This window comes from Nocardioides nitrophenolicus, from assembly GCF_016907515.1.
Taxonomy (GTDB): Bacteria; Actinomycetota; Actinomycetes; order Propionibacteriales; family Nocardioidaceae; genus Nocardioides; species Nocardioides nitrophenolicus.
On the sequence record NZ_JAFBBY010000001.1, the window covers coordinates 5,534,490 to 5,551,725 of the forward strand.

The window sequence follows — 17,236 nt, forward strand, 5'->3', positions numbered from 1 at the left end:
CGGGGTGTCCGGCTGGGGATTCACCACGGGATGTAGGTGAATGACCGCTTCTGTAGTGGAACTCCGCTACGGAACCACGGATTCGCCTACATCCCGTGGTGAATCCCCACCCCACCCCACCGGGAAGCCGGGTCGACGACCACGACCTGACGAACCGGGTACGCCGGGGCCTGCTCAGGCGACGTGCGACATCGCGGCCGGCACGGGCACCAGGGCCGGCCGGCTGCGTCGGGTGACCGCGAGCGTCGCGGCCCGGCGCAGGTGGTCGACGCTCAGCTGGGCCGGGTCGGGTACGGCGACCACCAGCCCGCGCGCGGCCAGGCTCTGGACCATCCGGACCTGGTGGTCGTCCACGTGCTCGCCGTGGGCGGCGTGCCGCGGCAGCACGACCGGGACCTGGCCCGCGTCGAGCGCGGTGAGGATGGATCCCGCGCCGCCGTGGGTGATCACGACGTCCGCGGACCGCATCGAGGCCGTCATCTGCTTCGCCGTGAGCCAGCGGTTGCGGTCGGCGCCGTCGCTGCCGAGGGTCTCACCGACCTGCCAGGTCACCTCGACGCCGGTGGGCACCGCGCGGACGATGGCGTCGACCGCGCGCGGGAACGGGAAGTGCTCGCTGCCGAGGGCCACCATGGCCCGGCGGAGCGGGAGGTCGGCGTGGCCGGCCGTCACCTCGAAGGCGCTGAACGCGTCGAGACCGTGCTCCCACGGCGCCGGCCAGCCCGGCTGCGGCGCGAGCAGCCGGGCCTTCGGCAGCAGCGCGGCCAGCCGCCCGGTGACCGACGGGCTGTCCATCCGGGCCACCGACTCGACGTACAGGATCGGGGTGCGCAGCAGCGCGGCCGCGACCAGGTGGGGCGTCGACTGGGCGGCTCCGGTCGAGACCACGAGGCGGGGCCGCAGCCGGCGGTGCAGCGCGACGGCGAAGCCCAGGTTGCGCGCCGCCTTCACGTATTCGCCCGACTGGACCAGCGGGGACCAGGTGACCTGCTCCCGGGCGAGCCGCTCGTCGGTCTGGATGTGACGGGGCAGCACCCAGTGTCGCTCCGCCCGCGGGATCTCGAGCGCGTCGACGACGAACTCGAGCTCGTTGAAGTGCCCGCCGACGGAGGACGTCAGCAGGACCGGGTCGAGAGCGGTACGGGCCATGCACCGAGGCAACCTCCGCCGATCACCCGAGTGGTGGCCGATCGGAAAGCTTCAACAATCTTGGCGAAGCCGATGGATCAGATGTGGTCGGTTCCCGCACTGGAGAGGGGAGCGCCGGGTTCGGGCGCTCGGTGAGACCCGCTCGACAGCGAGACAGTGAGGAAGCCCGATGACGACACGCCAGGCCCGGTCGCGTCCCGCCCAGCATCCGAGGCCCGCTCGTCATCCGGGTGGCACCACCGCCGACGCCCAGGTTCGCCGCTACCAGGCGCAGCTGCACGAGATCAACGCCACCGTCGCCGGGCTCGCCTCGGCGGCCGAGCTGCTGCCCCTGCTGCCCGGCGCCGAGCGCGCGCGCTTCGAGACGATGATGCTCAGTGAGCTGCGCCGCCTGCAGCGGGTGATCGTCGGCGAGCCCGCGACCGCCTGGGGCGAGATCGTGGTCGACGAGGTGCTCGCCCCGCTGGTCGCCGCGCACGCCGCCCGCGGGCGGACGGTGCACTGGTCCGGCTGCGGGCTGCACGCGGCCGGCAGCGCCGACGTGCTGAGCGAGGCGGTCAACGTGCTCCTCGACAACGCCGCCCGGCACGGCACGCCCGACGACATCCGGATCGACGCCCGCCGGTACGCCGACCGCGTGGAGGTCAGCGTCGTCGACTCCGGCCCCGGCGTCCCGCCCGAGCTGGGCGCGGAGGTCTTCGGCTGGGGCCGCCACCGGCAGGACTCGCCCGGACAGGGCATCGGCCTCGCCGTGGCCCGGGGCCGGCTGCGCGAGTGGAATGCCGACCTGCGCCTGGAGGCCGCGCCGCTCACGACCTTCGTCATCGACCTGCCGGTGGGCCGCCGATGAGCACCGTCCAGCGCCGGGTCGCGATCCTCGACGACCACGAGCTGCTCGCCGAGTCGCTCGAGATCGCGCTCTCCGTCCACGGGTACGACGTGCGCCGGGTCCCGGTGCCCGCCGACGGCGGCGCGCCCCGGACCCTCGTCGACGCGCTGGTCCGGCTGCGTCCTCGGGTCCTGCTGCTCGACCTCGACCTCGGCAGCTTCGGCGACGCGACGGTCCTGGTCGCGCCGCTGCGCGCGGCCGGGGTGCGGGTCGTCGTACTGACGGGGGAGACCGACCGGGCCCGGTGGGGCCGGGTCCTGGCCGAGGGGGCACACACGGTGCTGTCCAAGGCCAGCGCGCTGATCGAGGTGATCTCGACGGTGCGCCGCGTCGACGACGGCCATGCCGTGCTGACGCCCGAGGAGCGCGCCGAGCTGATCGCCGCCTGGCGCGAGCGGCTGGCGGAGCGGGGCGCCGACGAGGTCCGGCTGGCCCGGCTCAGCCCGCGTGAGGCTCGGGTCCTCGGCCTGCTGATGGAGGGCATGCACGTGCGCGACATCGCCGTCGACCGGGTGGTCTCGGAGGCCACCGTGCGCTCCCAGGTGCACTCCATCCTGACCAAGCTCGACGTGTCGTCGCAGCTGGCGGCGGTGACCCTCGCCCACCGCAGCAACTGGCGCCCGCCGGTGCCCGCCTAGATGACCAACTCCAAGGTCTCGCACGCTCCGCGACGCTCACCACGCACGCTGACGGCGTTGCCGACGCTCGACGTACGCCCGGTATGCCATCGCGACGGTTCCTTGTCATCGCACGCGTTGAGCGCCGCTCGCTTGCACGATCCCTTGGAGTCAGTCATCTAGCGACGCCTCGAAGAAATCTCCGCCGCGGTGGATCAACGCCCGCCCCGGCCCGCACTGGAGGGAGGTCAGGTCGTCCGGCCCCACTTCCGGACGACCTGGCACCCCATCCCTGACCGACACAGGAGCTGTTCCGTTGGCCGACCCGACTGATGACGCCGCCCCGCACCCCGGCGACCCCGCCGCGGCCGAGAGGCCGAGCTGGCCGGCGTTCATCCCCCACCGTGAGATCGACGGGCTGCTCGAGCGCATCGAGAACGCCGCCGCCGTCGAGCCCGCCGAGGCGGCCCGCCTGCTGCGGATGATCTCGAAGGAGGCGCAGCGGCTGCGGGCAATGGCGCTGCGGATGACCACGGAGAAGCTCGCGGAGGCCGATCGGGAGGCCAGCGGGATCCTCAGCGAGGCGCTCAGCCACGCCGACACGATGCGCAGCGTCGGGCTCGCGACGCTCAACTCCCGCCTCGACGAGGCGGACCAGCTGATGGCGACGGTCCGCGAGGCCTTCCGCCTCGAGCTGCGCGCCACCGACCTCAGGGACGCCTGACCGCGTCCACCGCCGCGACCACCCCCGACGACCCTTCCCTGGAGGAACCGATGTTCAACCGCCCGCGCAACCAGAGCGGACAGCAGTCCGCGATCGCCTCCGCCTTCGACGACGTGCTCGCCGAGCTCGGCTCGACGTCCGCCGACGACACGACCGAGGCCGCGGCCACCGACGCCCCCGAGGGCGGCGACGGCGCCGAGGCCACCGCGACCCCGGCCGCCGCCCCGGCTCCGTCGGTGACCGACCGGATCACCGAGCACGCCGAGACCCTGCGGGCGACTCGCGACGCCCAGCACAAGGCCGAGGAGATGCTCGCCCTCGCCGCCACCGCGCGCAGCGAGGCCACCGACCAGGCCGAGCAGATCGTGCTCGAGGCGAAGACCGCGGCCGAGCAGGTCCGGGCGGCGGCGGACGAGGAGGCCGAGCGCACCCGGCTCGAGGCCGTCGAGTGGGTCAAGGAGCAGCGCAGCCGCGTCGAGAGCGCGACCGCGCTGCTGACCCGCAACGCCGAGCGCGACGCCGAGAACATCCGCACCGAGGCGATGCGCTCGGCGATGATCGAGGCCGAGCAGACCGCCCGGCTCTACGTCGGCGAGGCGGCCGCCCGCGGCGCCCGCGACGCCGAGGAGATCCGGGGCACGGCCCGCGAGGTGCTGCACCGCGCCGCCGAGCTCGGCTCGGACCTGCAGACCTCCCTCGGCGAGCTGGTGCAGGTCCTCCAGCTGGCGACCGGGGCCGTGAGCGACCAGCTGCAGGCCATCGACGCCCTCCTCGACGAGGTGCGCCGGGACTCGGCGGCCGCGCCGGCGCCCGCACCCGAGCCCTCGTCCGCGAGCGACGAGCCGGCCGTCGAGCCGGCCGACGAGCCGGCGGCGCAGACCGACCAGGACACCGCCGCGACGGCCCAGACCGAGGAGCCGGCCGACGGCTCCCGCAAGCTCGGCGCGCTCTTCCGCGACCAGGCCAGCTGACCGCTCGCCCCATCACCGCACGCCGTACATCCAGTGAGGACCAGTCATGACCACCACACTCCTTGACCCCACCGACCAGCCGTCGGTGTCGTCGGTGGCCCGAGGGGGCTTCCGGGCACTGGGCGCCCTCGTCTGGCGCCGCCGCTGGGTGGTCCTGCTGGTGTTCGCCCTCGTCATCAACGCGGTGGCCGCCGGCCTGGTGATCGCCCCGCGCGAGTACACGGCGTCGGCCCGGGTCGCGGCGACCCCGCCGGCGACGGCGACCACCGGCTCGCCGGCCAGCTACACCGACCTGCTCGGCACGGTGGCCGACGTCGCCCGGTCCCGTCCGCTCCTCCAGGACGTCGCGGCCCAGGTCTCGCACCGCTCGGTCTCGAAGCTGCGCGACGAGGTCGAGGGCAAGGTCATCCCCGGCACGGTCATCATCCAGGTCTCCGTCCACGACACCGACCCGGACCGGGCCGCCGAGATCGCCAACCTGGTGGTCGCCGCGCTGCCCGAGCACGACCCGAGCAGCGGCTCCTTCGAGTTCAAGGTGACCGAGGAGGCCGTCGCCCCCGACCGGTTCAGCTCGCCGAACGTGCCGGTGACCGCGCTCGCCGGACTGCTGCTCGCGCTGCTGCTCGCCGTCATCGCGGCCGCCGTGGTCGACCGGCTCTTCCGCACCGTCACCGAGGCCGAGGAGGTGGGTGCGATCACCCAGACCTCCGTGCTCGGCGTGATCCCCAAGCCCGAGGACCTCGACAGCGTGCCGGCGATCGAGCCCCGCGCCGACGAGTTCCAGGCGCTGCGGGCGCTGCGGATCGCCATCGAGTTCGCCAGCGTCGAGGACCCGAGCCGGCTGCTCGTCGTGTCCTCGGCCAGCACCTCCGAGCCGGCCGCCGGCTGGCTCGAGGTCAACGTCGCCGCCGCCCTGGCCGACGTGGGCCACCGGGTGCTGGTGATCAACGCCGACCGCGACGCCAAGGTGCACCCCGCGCTGGAGAACCCTGGTGAGCCCGGCCTGTACGACGTGCTCGCGGGCTCCTGCGACCTGCGCGACGTCGTCATCGCCGGCCCGGCGCCCCGGATCGACGTGCTCCCGCTCGGTCAGGCGCACCTCGCCGCGCCCAGCCTGCTCGAGATGCGCTTCCGCGGGATGCTCGACGACACCGAGGGCCTCTACGACGTGGTGATCGTCCACGCCGCCTCGGTCGCGAGCTCCGAGGACGCCCGGATCATGGCTATCCACGGCGCGATGGTGCTCACCGTGCCATCGGGCCGGGTGCACCCCCGCTCGGTGCAGCGCGCCGCGGAGCACCTGCGCACCATCCGGCTGCGTGTCCTCGGCACCGTCCTCGTCGGCGCCCGGCCCGGCCGCCGCAAGCGTCGTCCCCGCTCTGCCTGACGTCTCGGACCGAACATCTCCCAGGAGTGGCACCGATGAGCACCACCACCCAGGCTCCGCCCGACAGCTCGGAGCGTCCCGAGACCTTCGCCGGCATGGCGGGCTTCCTCGCCCACCTCGAGTACGCCGTCACCGTCGACGCCGACGAGGCGCCGCACGTGCTGCGCTCGCTGGCCGACCACGCCCGCCGGGTCCGCAGCAGCACCTTCCGCCGGACCACCGAGATGCTCGACGAGGGCAGTCGCGAGGCCGACCGGATCGTGGCGCAGTCCACGGCCCAGGCCGAGCGGATCCTGCGCTCCGCACTGGTCGCGCTCGACGACCGGGTCGCGGAGGCCGACCGGGTGACCGCCGCGGCCCGCACCGCCGTCGACATCGAGCTGCGGGCCGAGCGGCTGGATCCGGAGCCCGCGCCGTGACCGCCCAGCAGAGCTCCCCGGAGCTGCTCTCCGTCGCGGTCCCTCTCGTCCCGGCCCAGGTCGAGGAGCCCTCGGCCGACGTCCCCTTCTTCCGGGTCCAGCGCCACGGCCGGGTGCGAGGCGTCACCGAGGCCGCTTTGGCCGGCCTGCTGCTGGTCGCCCTGCTCCCCGTGGTGGTGCTGGTCGCGCTGCTCGTCGTCACCACCAGCCGCGGCCCGGTGCTCTTCCGCCAGGAGCGCGTCGGTCACGGCGGCCGGGTGTTCGAGGTGCTGAAGTTCCGCACCATGTACGCCGACGCCGAGGCGCGCGCCGCCGAGGTCTTCAGCGCGCACAACGACGGCTCGGGGCCGCTCACCAAGCTCCGGTCGGACCCGCGGGTCACCCCGGTCGGGCACTGGCTGCGCCGGGTCTCGCTCGACGAGCTGCCCCAGCTGTGGAATGTCGTCAACGGCACCATGGCCCTGGTCGGCCCGCGCCCGAACACGCCGACCGAGGTCGCGCGCTTCGCGCCCGCCGAGCACCGCCGGCACGCCGTGCGCCCCGGCATGACCGGGCTGGCGCAGGTCAACGGGCGCAGCGACCTGGAGTGGGACGAGGCGATCCGGCTGGACCTGGAGTACGTCGACCACCACTCCCTGAGGATGGACCTGGCCATCCTGCTGCGCACGCTGCCGGCCGTCTTCGGTGGCCGCGGAGCGTACTGACATGCGGGTCCTGCACGTCGTCGAGTCGCTCGGCGGGGGAGTGCTGAGCTCGGTGCTCAGCATGGTCGACGCGACCTCCGACATCGACCACCAGCTGGCGATCTGGCATCGACGCGAGCATGCCGACACCGGCGACCAGCGCGCCGTGTTCGGCGGCGTCCACGACCTGCCCGGCCCGCCCCACCGGGCCGCGCGCTCGCTGCGCGACCTGGTGGCCGCGCTGGCGCCGGACCTGGTCCACGCGCACTCGTCGTACGCCGGCGTGCTGGCCCGCTCGTCGGACCTCGGCGTGCCGGTGGCCTACAGCCCCCACTGCTTCGCCTTCGAGCGCACCGACCTGGGGACGATGAGCCGGACGGCGCTGCGCGAGGTCGAGCGGTCGCTGGTGCGTCGGACCGACGTCCTGGTGGCGTGCTCGCCCCACGAGGCGGGCCTGGCCGCCGAGCTCGGCTTCCGGCGGGTGGTGACCGTCCCGAACCGGGCGCTGCACCCGCCGGAGGGCCGGGTCCGCCGTGGTGAGCCGTTCCGGGTCGTGGCCGTGGGCCGGGTCGCTGCTCAGAAGGACTGGCGCCACCTGATCGCGGTGAAGCGCGAGGCGGACCGGCAGGCGGTCGCGGACGAGAGCGAGCCGCTGCGCTGGGAGTGGCTCGGGAGCGGCGACGCCGACGGCGAGGACGCCCTGCGCGACGCGGGGGTCGAGGTGTCGGGCTGGCTGCCGCGCACCGAGGTCCTGGCGCGGCTGGGCTCGGCCCAGGCGTACCTGCACACGGCGGCCTGGGAGGGTGCGCCGGTCAGCATCCTCGAGGCGGCTGCCATCGGTCTGCCGATCGTCGCGCGGGCGCTGCCCACGCTGGTCAGCGACGACGTCCCCGGCCTGGAGTCCACGGTCGAGGGCCTGGCCGAGCGGCTGCTCGACCTGCGCGGTCAGCTGGCGTGGACCCGTGCCCACCGGCGCTCCCTGGCCTTCTCCGACGACCATTCGGTGTCCCTCCAGCGCTACCGCCTCACCACCGCCTACCGGCACGTGCCCGCCGCGGCCCGCCGGCGTCCCGAAATTCCCGGGGCCGGGATGGATCACGACCGGCTTCCCGACGCACTGGTTCGGTGACGGCCGGCCCCCGACGGGCCGGCTTCCCCCCATCAGAGCGGAGTACGACGATGACCCCGGTCCTCGATGCCGTGACCGTGCCCGCGGGCGAGCCGCAGCGACTGCGGGTCACCGTGGTCCAGCAGGGCGGCGTGCTCGGCGGGGCCGAGCGCTGGCAGCTCACGCTCGCCGAGGCCACCGACCGGCTGGACCTCGCCGTGATCGCGCTCGGCGGCGGTCCGACCGCGGACGCCTGGCGGCGCCGGGGGGTACCGGTGGCGCGGGTGCGCTCCGAGCGGCGAGCCGCACGGATCCCGTTGCTCGCGGCCCGGGTGGGCGCGGCGCTGCGCTCGGCGAAGCCCGACGTCGTGCTCGCCCACGGGGTCAAGGCCGCGCTCGCCGCCGCCCCGGCGGCCCGGGCGCTCGGCATCCCCTTCGTGTGGGTCCGCCACGACGGCTCGTTCGCCGGCTGGCCGACCGCTCTCCTCGACCGGGTCACCGACGGCCAGATCTCCACGGGCTCCTGGCTGTTCGAGGGCCGGCACGCCGCCCGCTCCCTGCTGCTCAACCCACCCCGCACCACCGACCACCTCACGCGGGACCAGGCGCGTGCCGCGCTCGGCGTCGACCGCCCGGAGGACCGCCTGGTGGCGGCGATGGGCACCCGCATCGTCCACGGCAAGGGCATCGACGACGCCATCCGGGCCCTCGCCGATCCCGCGACCGAGGCCTGGGACCTGGTCGTCGCCGGCATCCACGACCCCGACGACACCGGCGAGCAGGACCGGCTCACCGCACTGGCGGACGAGCTCGGCGTCGGCGGCCGGGTCCGCTTTCTGGGCGAGGTCCCCGGCTTCGGCCGGCTCGCCCGGGCCTTCGACGCGGTGCTGGTGCTGACCAAGCCGACCGCGACCATGCCCTGGCACCGCGAGGCGTTCGGGATGGCGGCCTTCGAGGCGCTCACGGCCGGCGTCCCCGTCGTCGTCACGCCACCGCTGGGCGCGATGGCCCAGGACGGGGGCGTCGAGGTCCGCCCCGGCGCGCCGGCCGACGTGGCGGCGGCGCTGGTGGCCCTCGCCGACCCCGGCACCCGCGCCCGGCGGGGCGCGACGGGCGCCCGGGTGGCCGCGGCGTATCCCGACGCACCGACGGCGGCCGGCGTCCTGGTCGACTTCCTCGCGGACCTGGCGCACCGGCCCGGCGTCGGCGAGCGGACGACGGGGCCCGCGATCAGCGTGGTGACCACCGTGCTGAACGACGAGGCGGCGGCCAAGGAGCTGCTCTCCGCACTCGTGCCCCAGCTCGGCCCCGACGACGAGGTGATCGTCGTCGACGGCGGGTCCCGCGACGACACGGTCGGCGTCGTGCGGGCCTTCGCCGCGTTCGACGAGCGGGTGCGCCTGATCGTCGAGCCCGGCGCCGGCATCTCGCGGGGCCGCAACATCGGCATCCGCGCGGCCACTCACGACCGGATCGCCTGCACCGACGCCGGCTGCGTGCCGGCCCCCGGCTGGCTCACGGCCTTCCGCCGGGCCTTCGCCCGGCACCCCGAGGTCGACCTGTGGACCGGGACCTACCGGGTCGAGTCGCACCAGCCCTGGGAGCACGCGCTCGCCGCGGTCGGCTACCCGCAGGTCGAGGAGCTGGCCCGGCCGACCCCGCTCGTCCGCGCCTACGGCCGGCTCTTCGGGCGCGCCTTCGACGCGTCCATGCCGACCGGCCGCTCGGTGGCCTTCGCCCGCGTCGCCTGGGCGAGCGTGGGCGGCTTCCCGGAGGATCTGCAGACCGGTGAGGACGTGCTCTTCGGGCGCAGCATCGTCGCGGCCGGTGGCACCGCCCGGATGGTGCGCGACGCCGAGGTGAGCTGGGCGCAGCGCCCGACCCTCCGGGCCAACCTGACCATGTTCCGCCGCTACGGCGAGGGCAGCGGCAACTCGCTCGACCCTCGGCTGCTCGGCCGCGACCTCGCCCGGGTGGCCGCCTACACCGCGGCCGCGGGCGTCGCGGTCCGTGGCTCGAGGGGCGCGCGGGCCGCCGCGGCGGCCGGCCTCGCGGCCTACCTCTCCCTGCCCGTGGCCCGGGCCGTCCAGGGCCCCGACCCGCTGCGCTCCACGGCGCTGGTGCCGCCGATCGCGGCCGCGCGCGACCTCGCCAAGGCGTACGGCGCACTCGCGGCCGCCTCCCGCCGTCGGAGCCGACCGCGATGACGCTCCCGGCCCGCCCTCCGGTGCCCGCGCTGGCGGTCATGGCCGTGATCGCCGTGCTGCCGTTCGGTGGCGCCGTCTCGATCGTGCTCAGCGTCGCCTTCCTCGCGATGGCGCTGCCCGCCGCGATCGCGCTGTGGTTCCTGGTGACCGACCAGCGGCCGGTGCCGGCCTCGCTGCTGCTCCTCGGCCTGGGCCTGGGCGTCGTGACCAGCCTGGTCGCCGCGGCCGGGGGAGTGAACCCGGGGGAGGCGGTGATCCGGGTGGTGATCGCCTGCATCGCCCTGGGCTACGCCGTCGGCATCGCCATGGCCCACCGGCCCGGCTTCGAGCACGGCGGCCTCGACCTGCTGGTGGTGATGGGCGGCTGCGTGGGCGCCTACGCGCTGTCGGGCGCCGGCGCGCTGCAGGCGGCGGCCGGCGGCTGGGTCGTCGACGGCCGGCTGACCGGCCCGTTCTCCCAGCCCAACGAGCTCGGCATCTTCTGCGCCGGCCTGCTGCCGGTCGCCGTCACCTGCCTGGTGACCGCCCGCTCGCGGGCCCGGACCGTCGTGCTCGCGGTGGCCACGTCGAGCATCGTGCTGGCCTGGGTGCTCAGCATGTCGCGGGGCGCCTGGATCGGCGGCTGCGTGGCGCTCGTCGCCATCGCGATCGCCGTGCCGCGGACCCGACGGCTGCTGCGGCGGGCGGGCGCGGCCGCGGTCGCGACCTGCGTGCTGGCCCTGGTGCTGCCGACCGGCGTCCCGCTGCTCGGCATCCTCGGCACCCGGCTGCGCTCGATGGGCAACACCGGCGCCAACGAGTACGACGCCCGTCCGCTGATCTGGGGCGAGGCATGGCGCCAGATCTCCGACCACCCGTGGTTCGGTGTCGGCCCCGACGGCTACCGGGTCGCCGCGACGGACTCGGTGAGCACCGTCTCGGCGTACGGCGCCGACCACGCCCACGACCTCTACCTCACCGTCCTCGTCGAGCGCGGCGTGATCGGCATGACCGCCGGGATCGTCGTCCTTGCCGGCTGCCTGGTCGCCGGTCGTCGGCACCTGCTCGCCCAGGCCGCCGCGGCCCGCGTCGACGACCAGGAGAGTGCCGTGCTGTCGGCGCGGAGCCTGGCGGTGCTCGCCGGGCTGCTGGCGATCGCCGTCCACGGCGTCTTCGACATGCCGCTGTGGAACCCCATCGTCTACGTCTTCACCTGGACCCTCCTCGGCATGGCCATCGTGGCCGAGACCGTTCCGCTCGCCGGCTCCGCGCGGGCCGCAGTCCCGACCGTCCGCACCCCCCAGCAAGAAGCGAGGACCACCCCATGACCACCGCAGGACAGGCCCAACGACAGCGGGACCGATGGCGCTACATCGGCATCCTGGTGGGTGGGCTGGCGCTCGCGATCGGCTTCGGGATCCAGCTGATCCTGCTGATCCCCACCACCTACACCGCCACCAGCGCGGTGGCGCTGCGCCCGCTCGCGGCCGACGTCCCGGCCGACACGGTCGAGATGCTCGCCCACGAGTACGGCGTCTCGCTCAGCTCGGCCGAGACCGCCGACCTGGCCGGCTCCGACGCTGCCTCCGGTGGGACGGCCGGCAGCAACGACGCGGACGTGTCGGTGAGCACCGTCCAGGACCCCGGCACCGCCACGCTGCGGATCGTGGTCGCCTCGACCAGCCGGAGCGCCGCGATCCAGGTCGCCAACGAGCTGGCGGCGTACGCCGTGGCCCAGGGCGAGGACGACACCACCACCCGCGTGGTCCCCGTCGTCGAGGCGGGCGTCGCCGGCGTGTCCGCCGTCCCTCCCCGCAAGCTCTACATCGCGGCCCTGCTCTGCCTCGCCGCGCTGGTGCTGGCGGGCGGGCTGTACCGGATCCGGGAGCGGACGTGAGGACCCGCGCACCTGCCCGGGTGCTGATGTACCACGGTGTCGACCACGTCGGTCGCGAGCGCGACCCGCACGGCATGTTCGTGACGCCGGCCAACTTCCGGGCCCAGATGGAGCTGCTGCTCGAGTCCGGGTTCGTCCCGGTCACCGAGGACGCCTACCTGGCGGCCCTCGGCGGCGACCGGCTCCCGCGCCGGGCGGTGCTGATCACCTTCGACGACGGCTACCAGGGCGTCGGCGAGCATGCCGCGCCGATCCTGGAGTCGCTGGGGATCCCGAGCGTGCTCTACGTGCCGGTCGGCCTGCTGGGCGGGCGGGCCGACTGGCTCGGCGACCGGCTCCGCTACCCACTGCTGTCCGCTGGGGAGGTGCAGGGGCTCCGTACGCAGGGGATGGCGATCGGAGCCCACGGCCTCGACCACGCGGACCTCACCCGCCTCGGCGACGCGGAGCTGCTCCGCCAGACGCAGGAGACCCGCGACACCCTCGCCGAGCTCCTCGGCACCGAGGTGCCGACCTTCGCCTTCCCGTACGGCGCCCATGACGCGCGGGTGCGGGACGCGGTGGCGGCGGCCGGCTACCGTGCCGCCTTCTCCGTCCACGAGGCCGCGGGCCGGTTCGGCATCCAGCGGGTCGACGTCAACGCGACCGACACCCTGCGCACGCTCCGGGTCAAGCTGCACGGGCTCTACCCGGCCGCCCGGCGTACCTCGCGGCACGTGCCCCGCGCCAGGCGCCTGGTCCACGACCTGCTCGGCAGCGCCCACGACGACTCCGGCGCGCTGGCGGTGGCGCGCCCATGAGGCGGCTGCTGCGCCGGGTGCTCATCGCGGTGGCCGTGGTGGTCCTGTGGGCCGCCGGCACCCTGGTCACCCAGCTGAACTCCGCGCAGTCGGCGGACCCGCCACCGGCCCGCCCGGCCCCGACGGCGACACCCGACCCGACGCCCGATCCGGGCGAGCCGGCCGCCGCCGCGGTTCCCGACCTCCGGCTCGGCGTCCAGCTCTCGGCCCACCACCGGCCGGGCCCCGGATATGCCCGCAAGGTGCTGGCACGGCTGGCGCGGTCGGGCGCGCGCTGGGTCCGGGTCGACGTCGGCTGGGCCACCCTCCAGCCGAACCGGACCGGCCCCTTCGAGCGGTGGTACGCCGAGCTGATCGACGACGTGCTCGCCGCGGCCCGCGACCACGACATCCAGGTGATCCTCGAGTTCTGGCTCACCCCGGCCTGGGCCAGCCCCAACGGAAGCAGCTATGCCCCACCCACCGACCCCGGCGCCTACGCCGGCGCCATCGGCCGGGCGGCGCAGCGCTGGGGCCACCTCGTCGACGCCTGGGAGATCTGGAACGAGCCCAACTTCGAGGGCTTCTTCGAGGGCGCCGACCCGCAGACCTACGTGAACCTGCTCTGCGCGGCGTACCCCGCCGTCAAGGAGTACGACGACGCCCCGGTCCTGTTCGGCGGCATCATGTACAACGACGCGCCCTGGCTGACCCGGGCCTACGAGGCCGGCGCCGCGGGCTGCTTCGACGCGCTGGCGGTCCACCCCTACATCGGGCCCAGCGACGCGGCCCCCGAGACCGCGTCGGTCGGCGCCGTGTGGCGGCTGACCAGCACCCCGATGGTGCACGACGTGATGACCACCTGGGGCGACGGCGGCAAGCAGATCTGGATCACCGAGCTCGGCTGGTCGACCGGCACCGAGAACGACGGCAACGCCTGGAACCGACCGGTCTCCGTCCCGCAGCAGGCCGACTTCCTGCGCCGCGCAGTGCGCCTGGTCCGGGCGGAGTATCCCTATGTCGGGCCGATCATCTGGTACCGCGACGTCGACGGCCCGACGGAGGCGTACCAGGACGGCTTCGGCCTGCTGCACCCCGACCTGCGCGCCAAGCCGGCGCTGCGGTCCTTCGAAGCGGCGGTGCGGGGCGAATGACGAGGTCACCCGGCCGGCACTTCGGCCCCCGATGGATCAACCCGGCCCGCCGCCCGCACTGGTGAGGGGCCATGGCTGATCCGACGCGCTCGAGCGAGCCCTCCGCGGAGGAGGGCGCCCTCGTGCTGCCCCCGAACGGGGCGGTCGAGGAGGTCGCCGGCTGGGACCAGGGGCTCGCGTACGTCGAGACGGTGCTGGCCCGGCTGGTTGCCGACCGCACCGAGGCGGCCGACCTGATCCGCGCCCGGGCGCGGGTGACCGCGGTCGACGAGGCCCAGGCGCGGGCACTGGCCCATGTCGTGGGCGAGGCCGTCCGCGCGGCGCTCCGGGCGGACACGGACCGGGCGGCCGCGCGGCTCGAGCTGGCCGAGCGGGTGCGAGCGGTGCTGCCGCTGCGGGCCGCCGCGGTCGAGGTGCTCGCGGGACTGGACGCCGCGCTGGCGGCGCTGCGCGCGGGGGAGCGGGACCTGACGCGGATCCTCGACGAGGAGCGGATCCGATGACGGCCGCCGTCACCACCGGCCCGCCGCGCGTGAGCCCGCCGCCGGTGAGCCCGGTCGCGGGCTCGGGCTGGCTGGGTCTGGGCGCGGTCGCGGCCAAGACCTGCCAGACGGCCGTCCTGCTCGTGTTCGCCGCGGTGCTGGCGCCCGACGAGTTCGGGATCATCTCGCTGGCCGCCGTGCTGCTGAATGTGTGCGTCGTGCTCGCCGACCTCGGCACCAGCACCGCCCTGGTGCCGTTCCGGGGCGACGCCGAGCGGGCGGCGCGCAGTGCGCTGTCGCTCGCCCTGGCCCTGTCGGCGGCCATCGTCGCGGTGGTGTGGCTGGCGGCCCCGTGGCTCGCGGTCCAGCTCCGGATCGGCGCCGAGGGGGCGGGGGTGCTCCGCGGCATCGTGCTCTGCCTGCCGCTGGCGGCCGCCGCCGGCGTCAGCGCGGAGCTGCTGCGTCGCTCGCTCGACTTCCGGCGCCGGGTGCTGCCCGACATCGGCGGCAATCTCGTCGGTGCGCTCGTCACGGTCGCGGCGCTCGCGGCCGGTCAGGGCGCGTTCGCGCTGGTGACCGGCCAGCTCGTGCAGGCGGCGCTGGTGCAGCTGCTGTTCTGGGCGCTGCGCCGTCCGGTGCTCCCGGGCTGGTCCCGCGGCGACGTCCGCGCGCTGCTCGCCTTCGGGGGCGGCTGGGCCGGCAGCAGCCTGCTGACGCTGCTGATCCTCAACCTGGACTTCCTGCTCGTCGCCCACCGGCTCGGAGCCCACGACGTCGGTACCTACTCGATGGCGTTCCGGCTCGCGTACATGCCGTACCTGCTCATCGCGATGGTGATCGGCGGCAGCCTGTTCGCCCACCTCAGCCGGATGCGCGCCGCAGCCGTGGGCCGGGCCGCGGTCGACGCCGCGCTGTTGGTCCACGCGCTCGTCGTCCCGCTGTACGTCGGCCTGCTCGTGCTCGCCCCGGGCCTGACCCTGCTGGGTGAGCAGTGGGCGCCCGCCGTCCCCGCGCTGCGCTGGCTGGCGGCCTACGGCCTGGTGCTCAGCGCGCTCGAGGTGCTGGTGGTGGTCCTCAAGGCGGCCGGCCGGACCACGGACGTCCTGGCGCTGACCGGTCTCCACCTGGTGCTGCTGCTCGTGCTGCTGCTCCTGGTCGTCGACCGCGGCATCACCGCCGTGGCGGCCGCCCAGCTCGGCGCGGTGGTGCTGACCGTCGTCGCGGCGGGCGTCCTGGTCGCACATCGGGTCCCGTCGATCTCCTGGCCCGAGCTCGGTCGCGGCCTGCTCCCGGTGGCGGCCGGCGGCGGGGCGCTCGGGCTGACCGCCCTCGCCGTCGGCGGCCTGCTGCCCGTCGCCCGCAGCTCGCTCGTCGGCGTCCTCGCGGCGGGCGGGGCGGCGTCGGTGGCCTACCTGACGACCGTCGTGCTGCTCGACCGGGCCGGCCGCACCGGCCTGGGGCGGGTGCTGCGCCCGGGCCGCTGGGCCGCGCCGTCGGCCATGATCGCCGGGCTGACCGCGGCCGCGCTCGCCACCGCCGCGTTGGCGGTGCTGGCGCCGGTGCCCGTCCTCGTCACCCTCGCCGGGGGAGCCGTGGTCGCCGCGGCGCTCGCCCGGCTCGAGTGGGCGGCGGTGCTGCTGGTCGTCGCCGAGCCGTTCGGCGACCTGCTCCGTGAGGCGCACCCGGAGGCGGTCAAGGCGGTCGGACTGCTGCTCTTCGCCTCCTGGCTGCTGCGCCTGGTCGCCGGCGCGGGCCCGTCCGTGACCCGGCATCCGGCCGGCGGCGCGCTCGGCGTGATCGTGCTGGCCCTGCTGGCGTCGTCCGTCCTGCGGGGGATGGATCTCGCGGTCGGCCTCGACCACGCGGTCAGCTATGCGTCGTACGCCCTCGTGGTGGCGGCCCTGGTCGACGCCGTACGCCGGGGCCGCCCGGGTGCCGAGGCGGTCGCGCGGCGGCTGGCCACCTGCTTCTTCCTCGCGTGCACCGCGGCCGCCGTGGTCGCGACCCTCCGCTTCCTCTCGACGGGTGGCCGGGCCGCCGGCCCGCTGGAGGACCCCAACGACCTGGCCTTCTTCCTGGTCGCCGCGCTGCCGTTCGGGTTCGTGGTCGCGCACCGGCGCTCGCCGCTGGCGACGGCGGGCGTCCTGGCCTGCGCGGCGGCGCTGGTCGTGGCGACCTGCGCGACCTTCTCCCGCGGAGCGCTGCTCGCGCTCGTGGTCATGCTGCTCGCGGCGCTCGCGCTGCGCACCCTGCGGCTGACGACCGTGGTGGGGCTGGGGCTCGCGGCGTCGGCCGCGCTCGGGCTGCTGTGGGCGAGCCATGCCGACCTCGTCGAGCGCAGCATCGCCGAGAAGGAGCACATCGCGGCCGCCAACGTCGACTCGCGCTACACGACCTGGACGATGGCGGCCGAGATGACCGCCGACAGCCCGCTGCTCGGCCAGGGCCCGGGCGGGTTCGCGGCGGCGACGCCGGCGTTCGTCCCCGGGGACGTGGCCGCGGTGCCGCAGACGGTGGTGCACAACATGTACCTCGACGTCGCGTCCGAGCTGGGCCTGCTCGGGCTGGTCGCCTTCCTCGCCCTGCTCGGCTACGCCGCGCGCGGCGCGGCGCGGGCCCGGCGCGTCCCCGAGCGCCGGGTGGTGGCGGACGCGGTGCTCCTCGGGTTCGCGGGGACGCTCACCGCGGCCTGCTTCCTGAGCGAGCAGTTCTACCTGCCGGTCTGGCTGCTCGTGGCGCTGGGCGTCGCCCTCGACCCGGGGCCGGTCGCCTCCGAGAGGCGGGTCTGAGC

General features: G+C 75.3%; 16 protein-coding genes. 15 read left to right on the plus strand and 1 reads right to left on the minus strand.

Annotated elements, in window-relative coordinates:
* Positions 1–174: 174 nt before the first annotated feature.
* Positions 175–1,149, minus strand: a complete 975-nt coding sequence (locus JOD66_RS26540; RefSeq protein WP_204839766.1) for a glycosyltransferase — start codon at positions 1,147–1,149, stop codon at positions 175–177.
* Between the two features lie 169 nt (positions 1,150–1,318).
* Here JOD66_RS26540 and JOD66_RS26545 point away from each other — a divergent pair, with 169 nt between their 5' ends.
* The 15 genes from JOD66_RS26545 to JOD66_RS26615 all read left to right on the plus strand — a co-directional run bounded on the left by JOD66_RS26545 (position 1,319) and on the right by JOD66_RS26615 (position 17,234).
* Complete coding sequence (locus JOD66_RS26545; protein WP_204839767.1) at positions 1,319–1,999, plus strand: sensor histidine kinase; 681 nt, start codon at positions 1,319–1,321, stop codon at positions 1,997–1,999.
* Complete coding sequence (locus JOD66_RS26550) at positions 1,996–2,676, plus strand: response regulator transcription factor (protein WP_204839768.1); 681 nt, start codon at positions 1,996–1,998, stop codon at positions 2,674–2,676. The genes JOD66_RS26545 and JOD66_RS26550 overlap by 4 nt, the downstream gene beginning before the upstream one ends.
* 295 nt (positions 2,677–2,971) lie before the next feature.
* Complete coding sequence (locus JOD66_RS26555; RefSeq protein WP_204839769.1) at positions 2,972–3,379, plus strand: hypothetical protein; 408 nt, start codon at positions 2,972–2,974, stop codon at positions 3,377–3,379.
* A 50-nt stretch (positions 3,380–3,429) separates the two neighbouring features.
* A complete protein-coding gene (locus JOD66_RS26560; RefSeq protein ID WP_204839770.1) occupies positions 3,430–4,350 on the plus strand; it encodes a hypothetical protein in 921 nt (306 codons plus the stop codon).
* A 46-nt stretch (positions 4,351–4,396) separates the two neighbouring features.
* Complete coding sequence (locus JOD66_RS26565; RefSeq protein WP_204839771.1) at positions 4,397–5,737, plus strand: tyrosine-protein kinase domain-containing protein; 1,341 nt, start codon at positions 4,397–4,399, stop codon at positions 5,735–5,737.
* A 35-nt stretch (positions 5,738–5,772) separates the two neighbouring features.
* The gene (locus JOD66_RS26570; RefSeq protein ID WP_204839772.1) at positions 5,773–6,156 is read left to right on the plus strand and encodes a hypothetical protein; all 384 of its coding nucleotides are present in this window, start codon (positions 5,773–5,775) and stop codon (positions 6,154–6,156) included.
* On the plus strand, positions 6,153–6,860 hold the full coding sequence (locus JOD66_RS26575; protein WP_204839773.1) for a sugar transferase: 708 nt from the start codon (positions 6,153–6,155) through the stop codon (positions 6,858–6,860). The genes JOD66_RS26570 and JOD66_RS26575 overlap by 4 nt, the downstream gene beginning before the upstream one ends.
* A 1-nt stretch (position 6,861) precedes the next feature.
* Positions 6,862–7,968 (plus strand): glycosyltransferase, encoded by a 1,107-nt coding sequence (locus JOD66_RS26580; protein ID WP_204839774.1) that lies wholly within the window; start codon positions 6,862–6,864, stop codon positions 7,966–7,968.
* A gap of 50 nt (positions 7,969–8,018) precedes the next feature.
* On the plus strand, positions 8,019–10,154 hold the full coding sequence (locus JOD66_RS26585; RefSeq protein WP_204839775.1) for a glycosyltransferase: 2,136 nt from the start codon (positions 8,019–8,021) through the stop codon (positions 10,152–10,154).
* On the plus strand, positions 10,151–11,461 hold the full coding sequence (locus JOD66_RS26590; protein WP_204839776.1) for an O-antigen ligase family protein: 1,311 nt from the start codon (positions 10,151–10,153) through the stop codon (positions 11,459–11,461). Before JOD66_RS26585 ends, JOD66_RS26590 begins: the two co-directional genes overlap by 4 nt.
* Complete coding sequence (locus JOD66_RS26595) at positions 11,458–12,030, plus strand: YveK family protein (RefSeq protein ID WP_204839777.1); 573 nt, start codon at positions 11,458–11,460, stop codon at positions 12,028–12,030. Before JOD66_RS26590 ends, JOD66_RS26595 begins: the two co-directional genes overlap by 4 nt.
* Positions 12,027–12,830, plus strand: a complete 804-nt coding sequence (locus JOD66_RS26600; RefSeq protein ID WP_204839778.1) for a polysaccharide deacetylase family protein — start codon at positions 12,027–12,029, stop codon at positions 12,828–12,830. The genes JOD66_RS26595 and JOD66_RS26600 overlap by 4 nt, the downstream gene beginning before the upstream one ends.
* A complete protein-coding gene (locus JOD66_RS26605) occupies positions 12,827–13,963 on the plus strand; it encodes a cellulase family glycosylhydrolase (protein WP_204839779.1) in 1,137 nt (378 codons plus the stop codon). The genes JOD66_RS26600 and JOD66_RS26605 overlap by 4 nt, the downstream gene beginning before the upstream one ends.
* A gap of 71 nt (positions 13,964–14,034) precedes the next feature.
* The gene (locus tag JOD66_RS26610; RefSeq protein ID WP_204839780.1) at positions 14,035–14,466 is read left to right on the plus strand and encodes a hypothetical protein; all 432 of its coding nucleotides are present in this window, start codon (positions 14,035–14,037) and stop codon (positions 14,464–14,466) included.
* Positions 14,463–17,234 carry an oligosaccharide flippase family protein gene (locus tag JOD66_RS26615; protein WP_204839781.1) on the plus strand — a complete coding sequence of 924 codons (2,772 nt, stop codon included), beginning with the start codon at positions 14,463–14,465 and terminating at the stop codon, positions 17,232–17,234. Before JOD66_RS26610 ends, JOD66_RS26615 begins: the two co-directional genes overlap by 4 nt.
* Positions 17,235–17,236 lie beyond the last annotated feature (2 nt).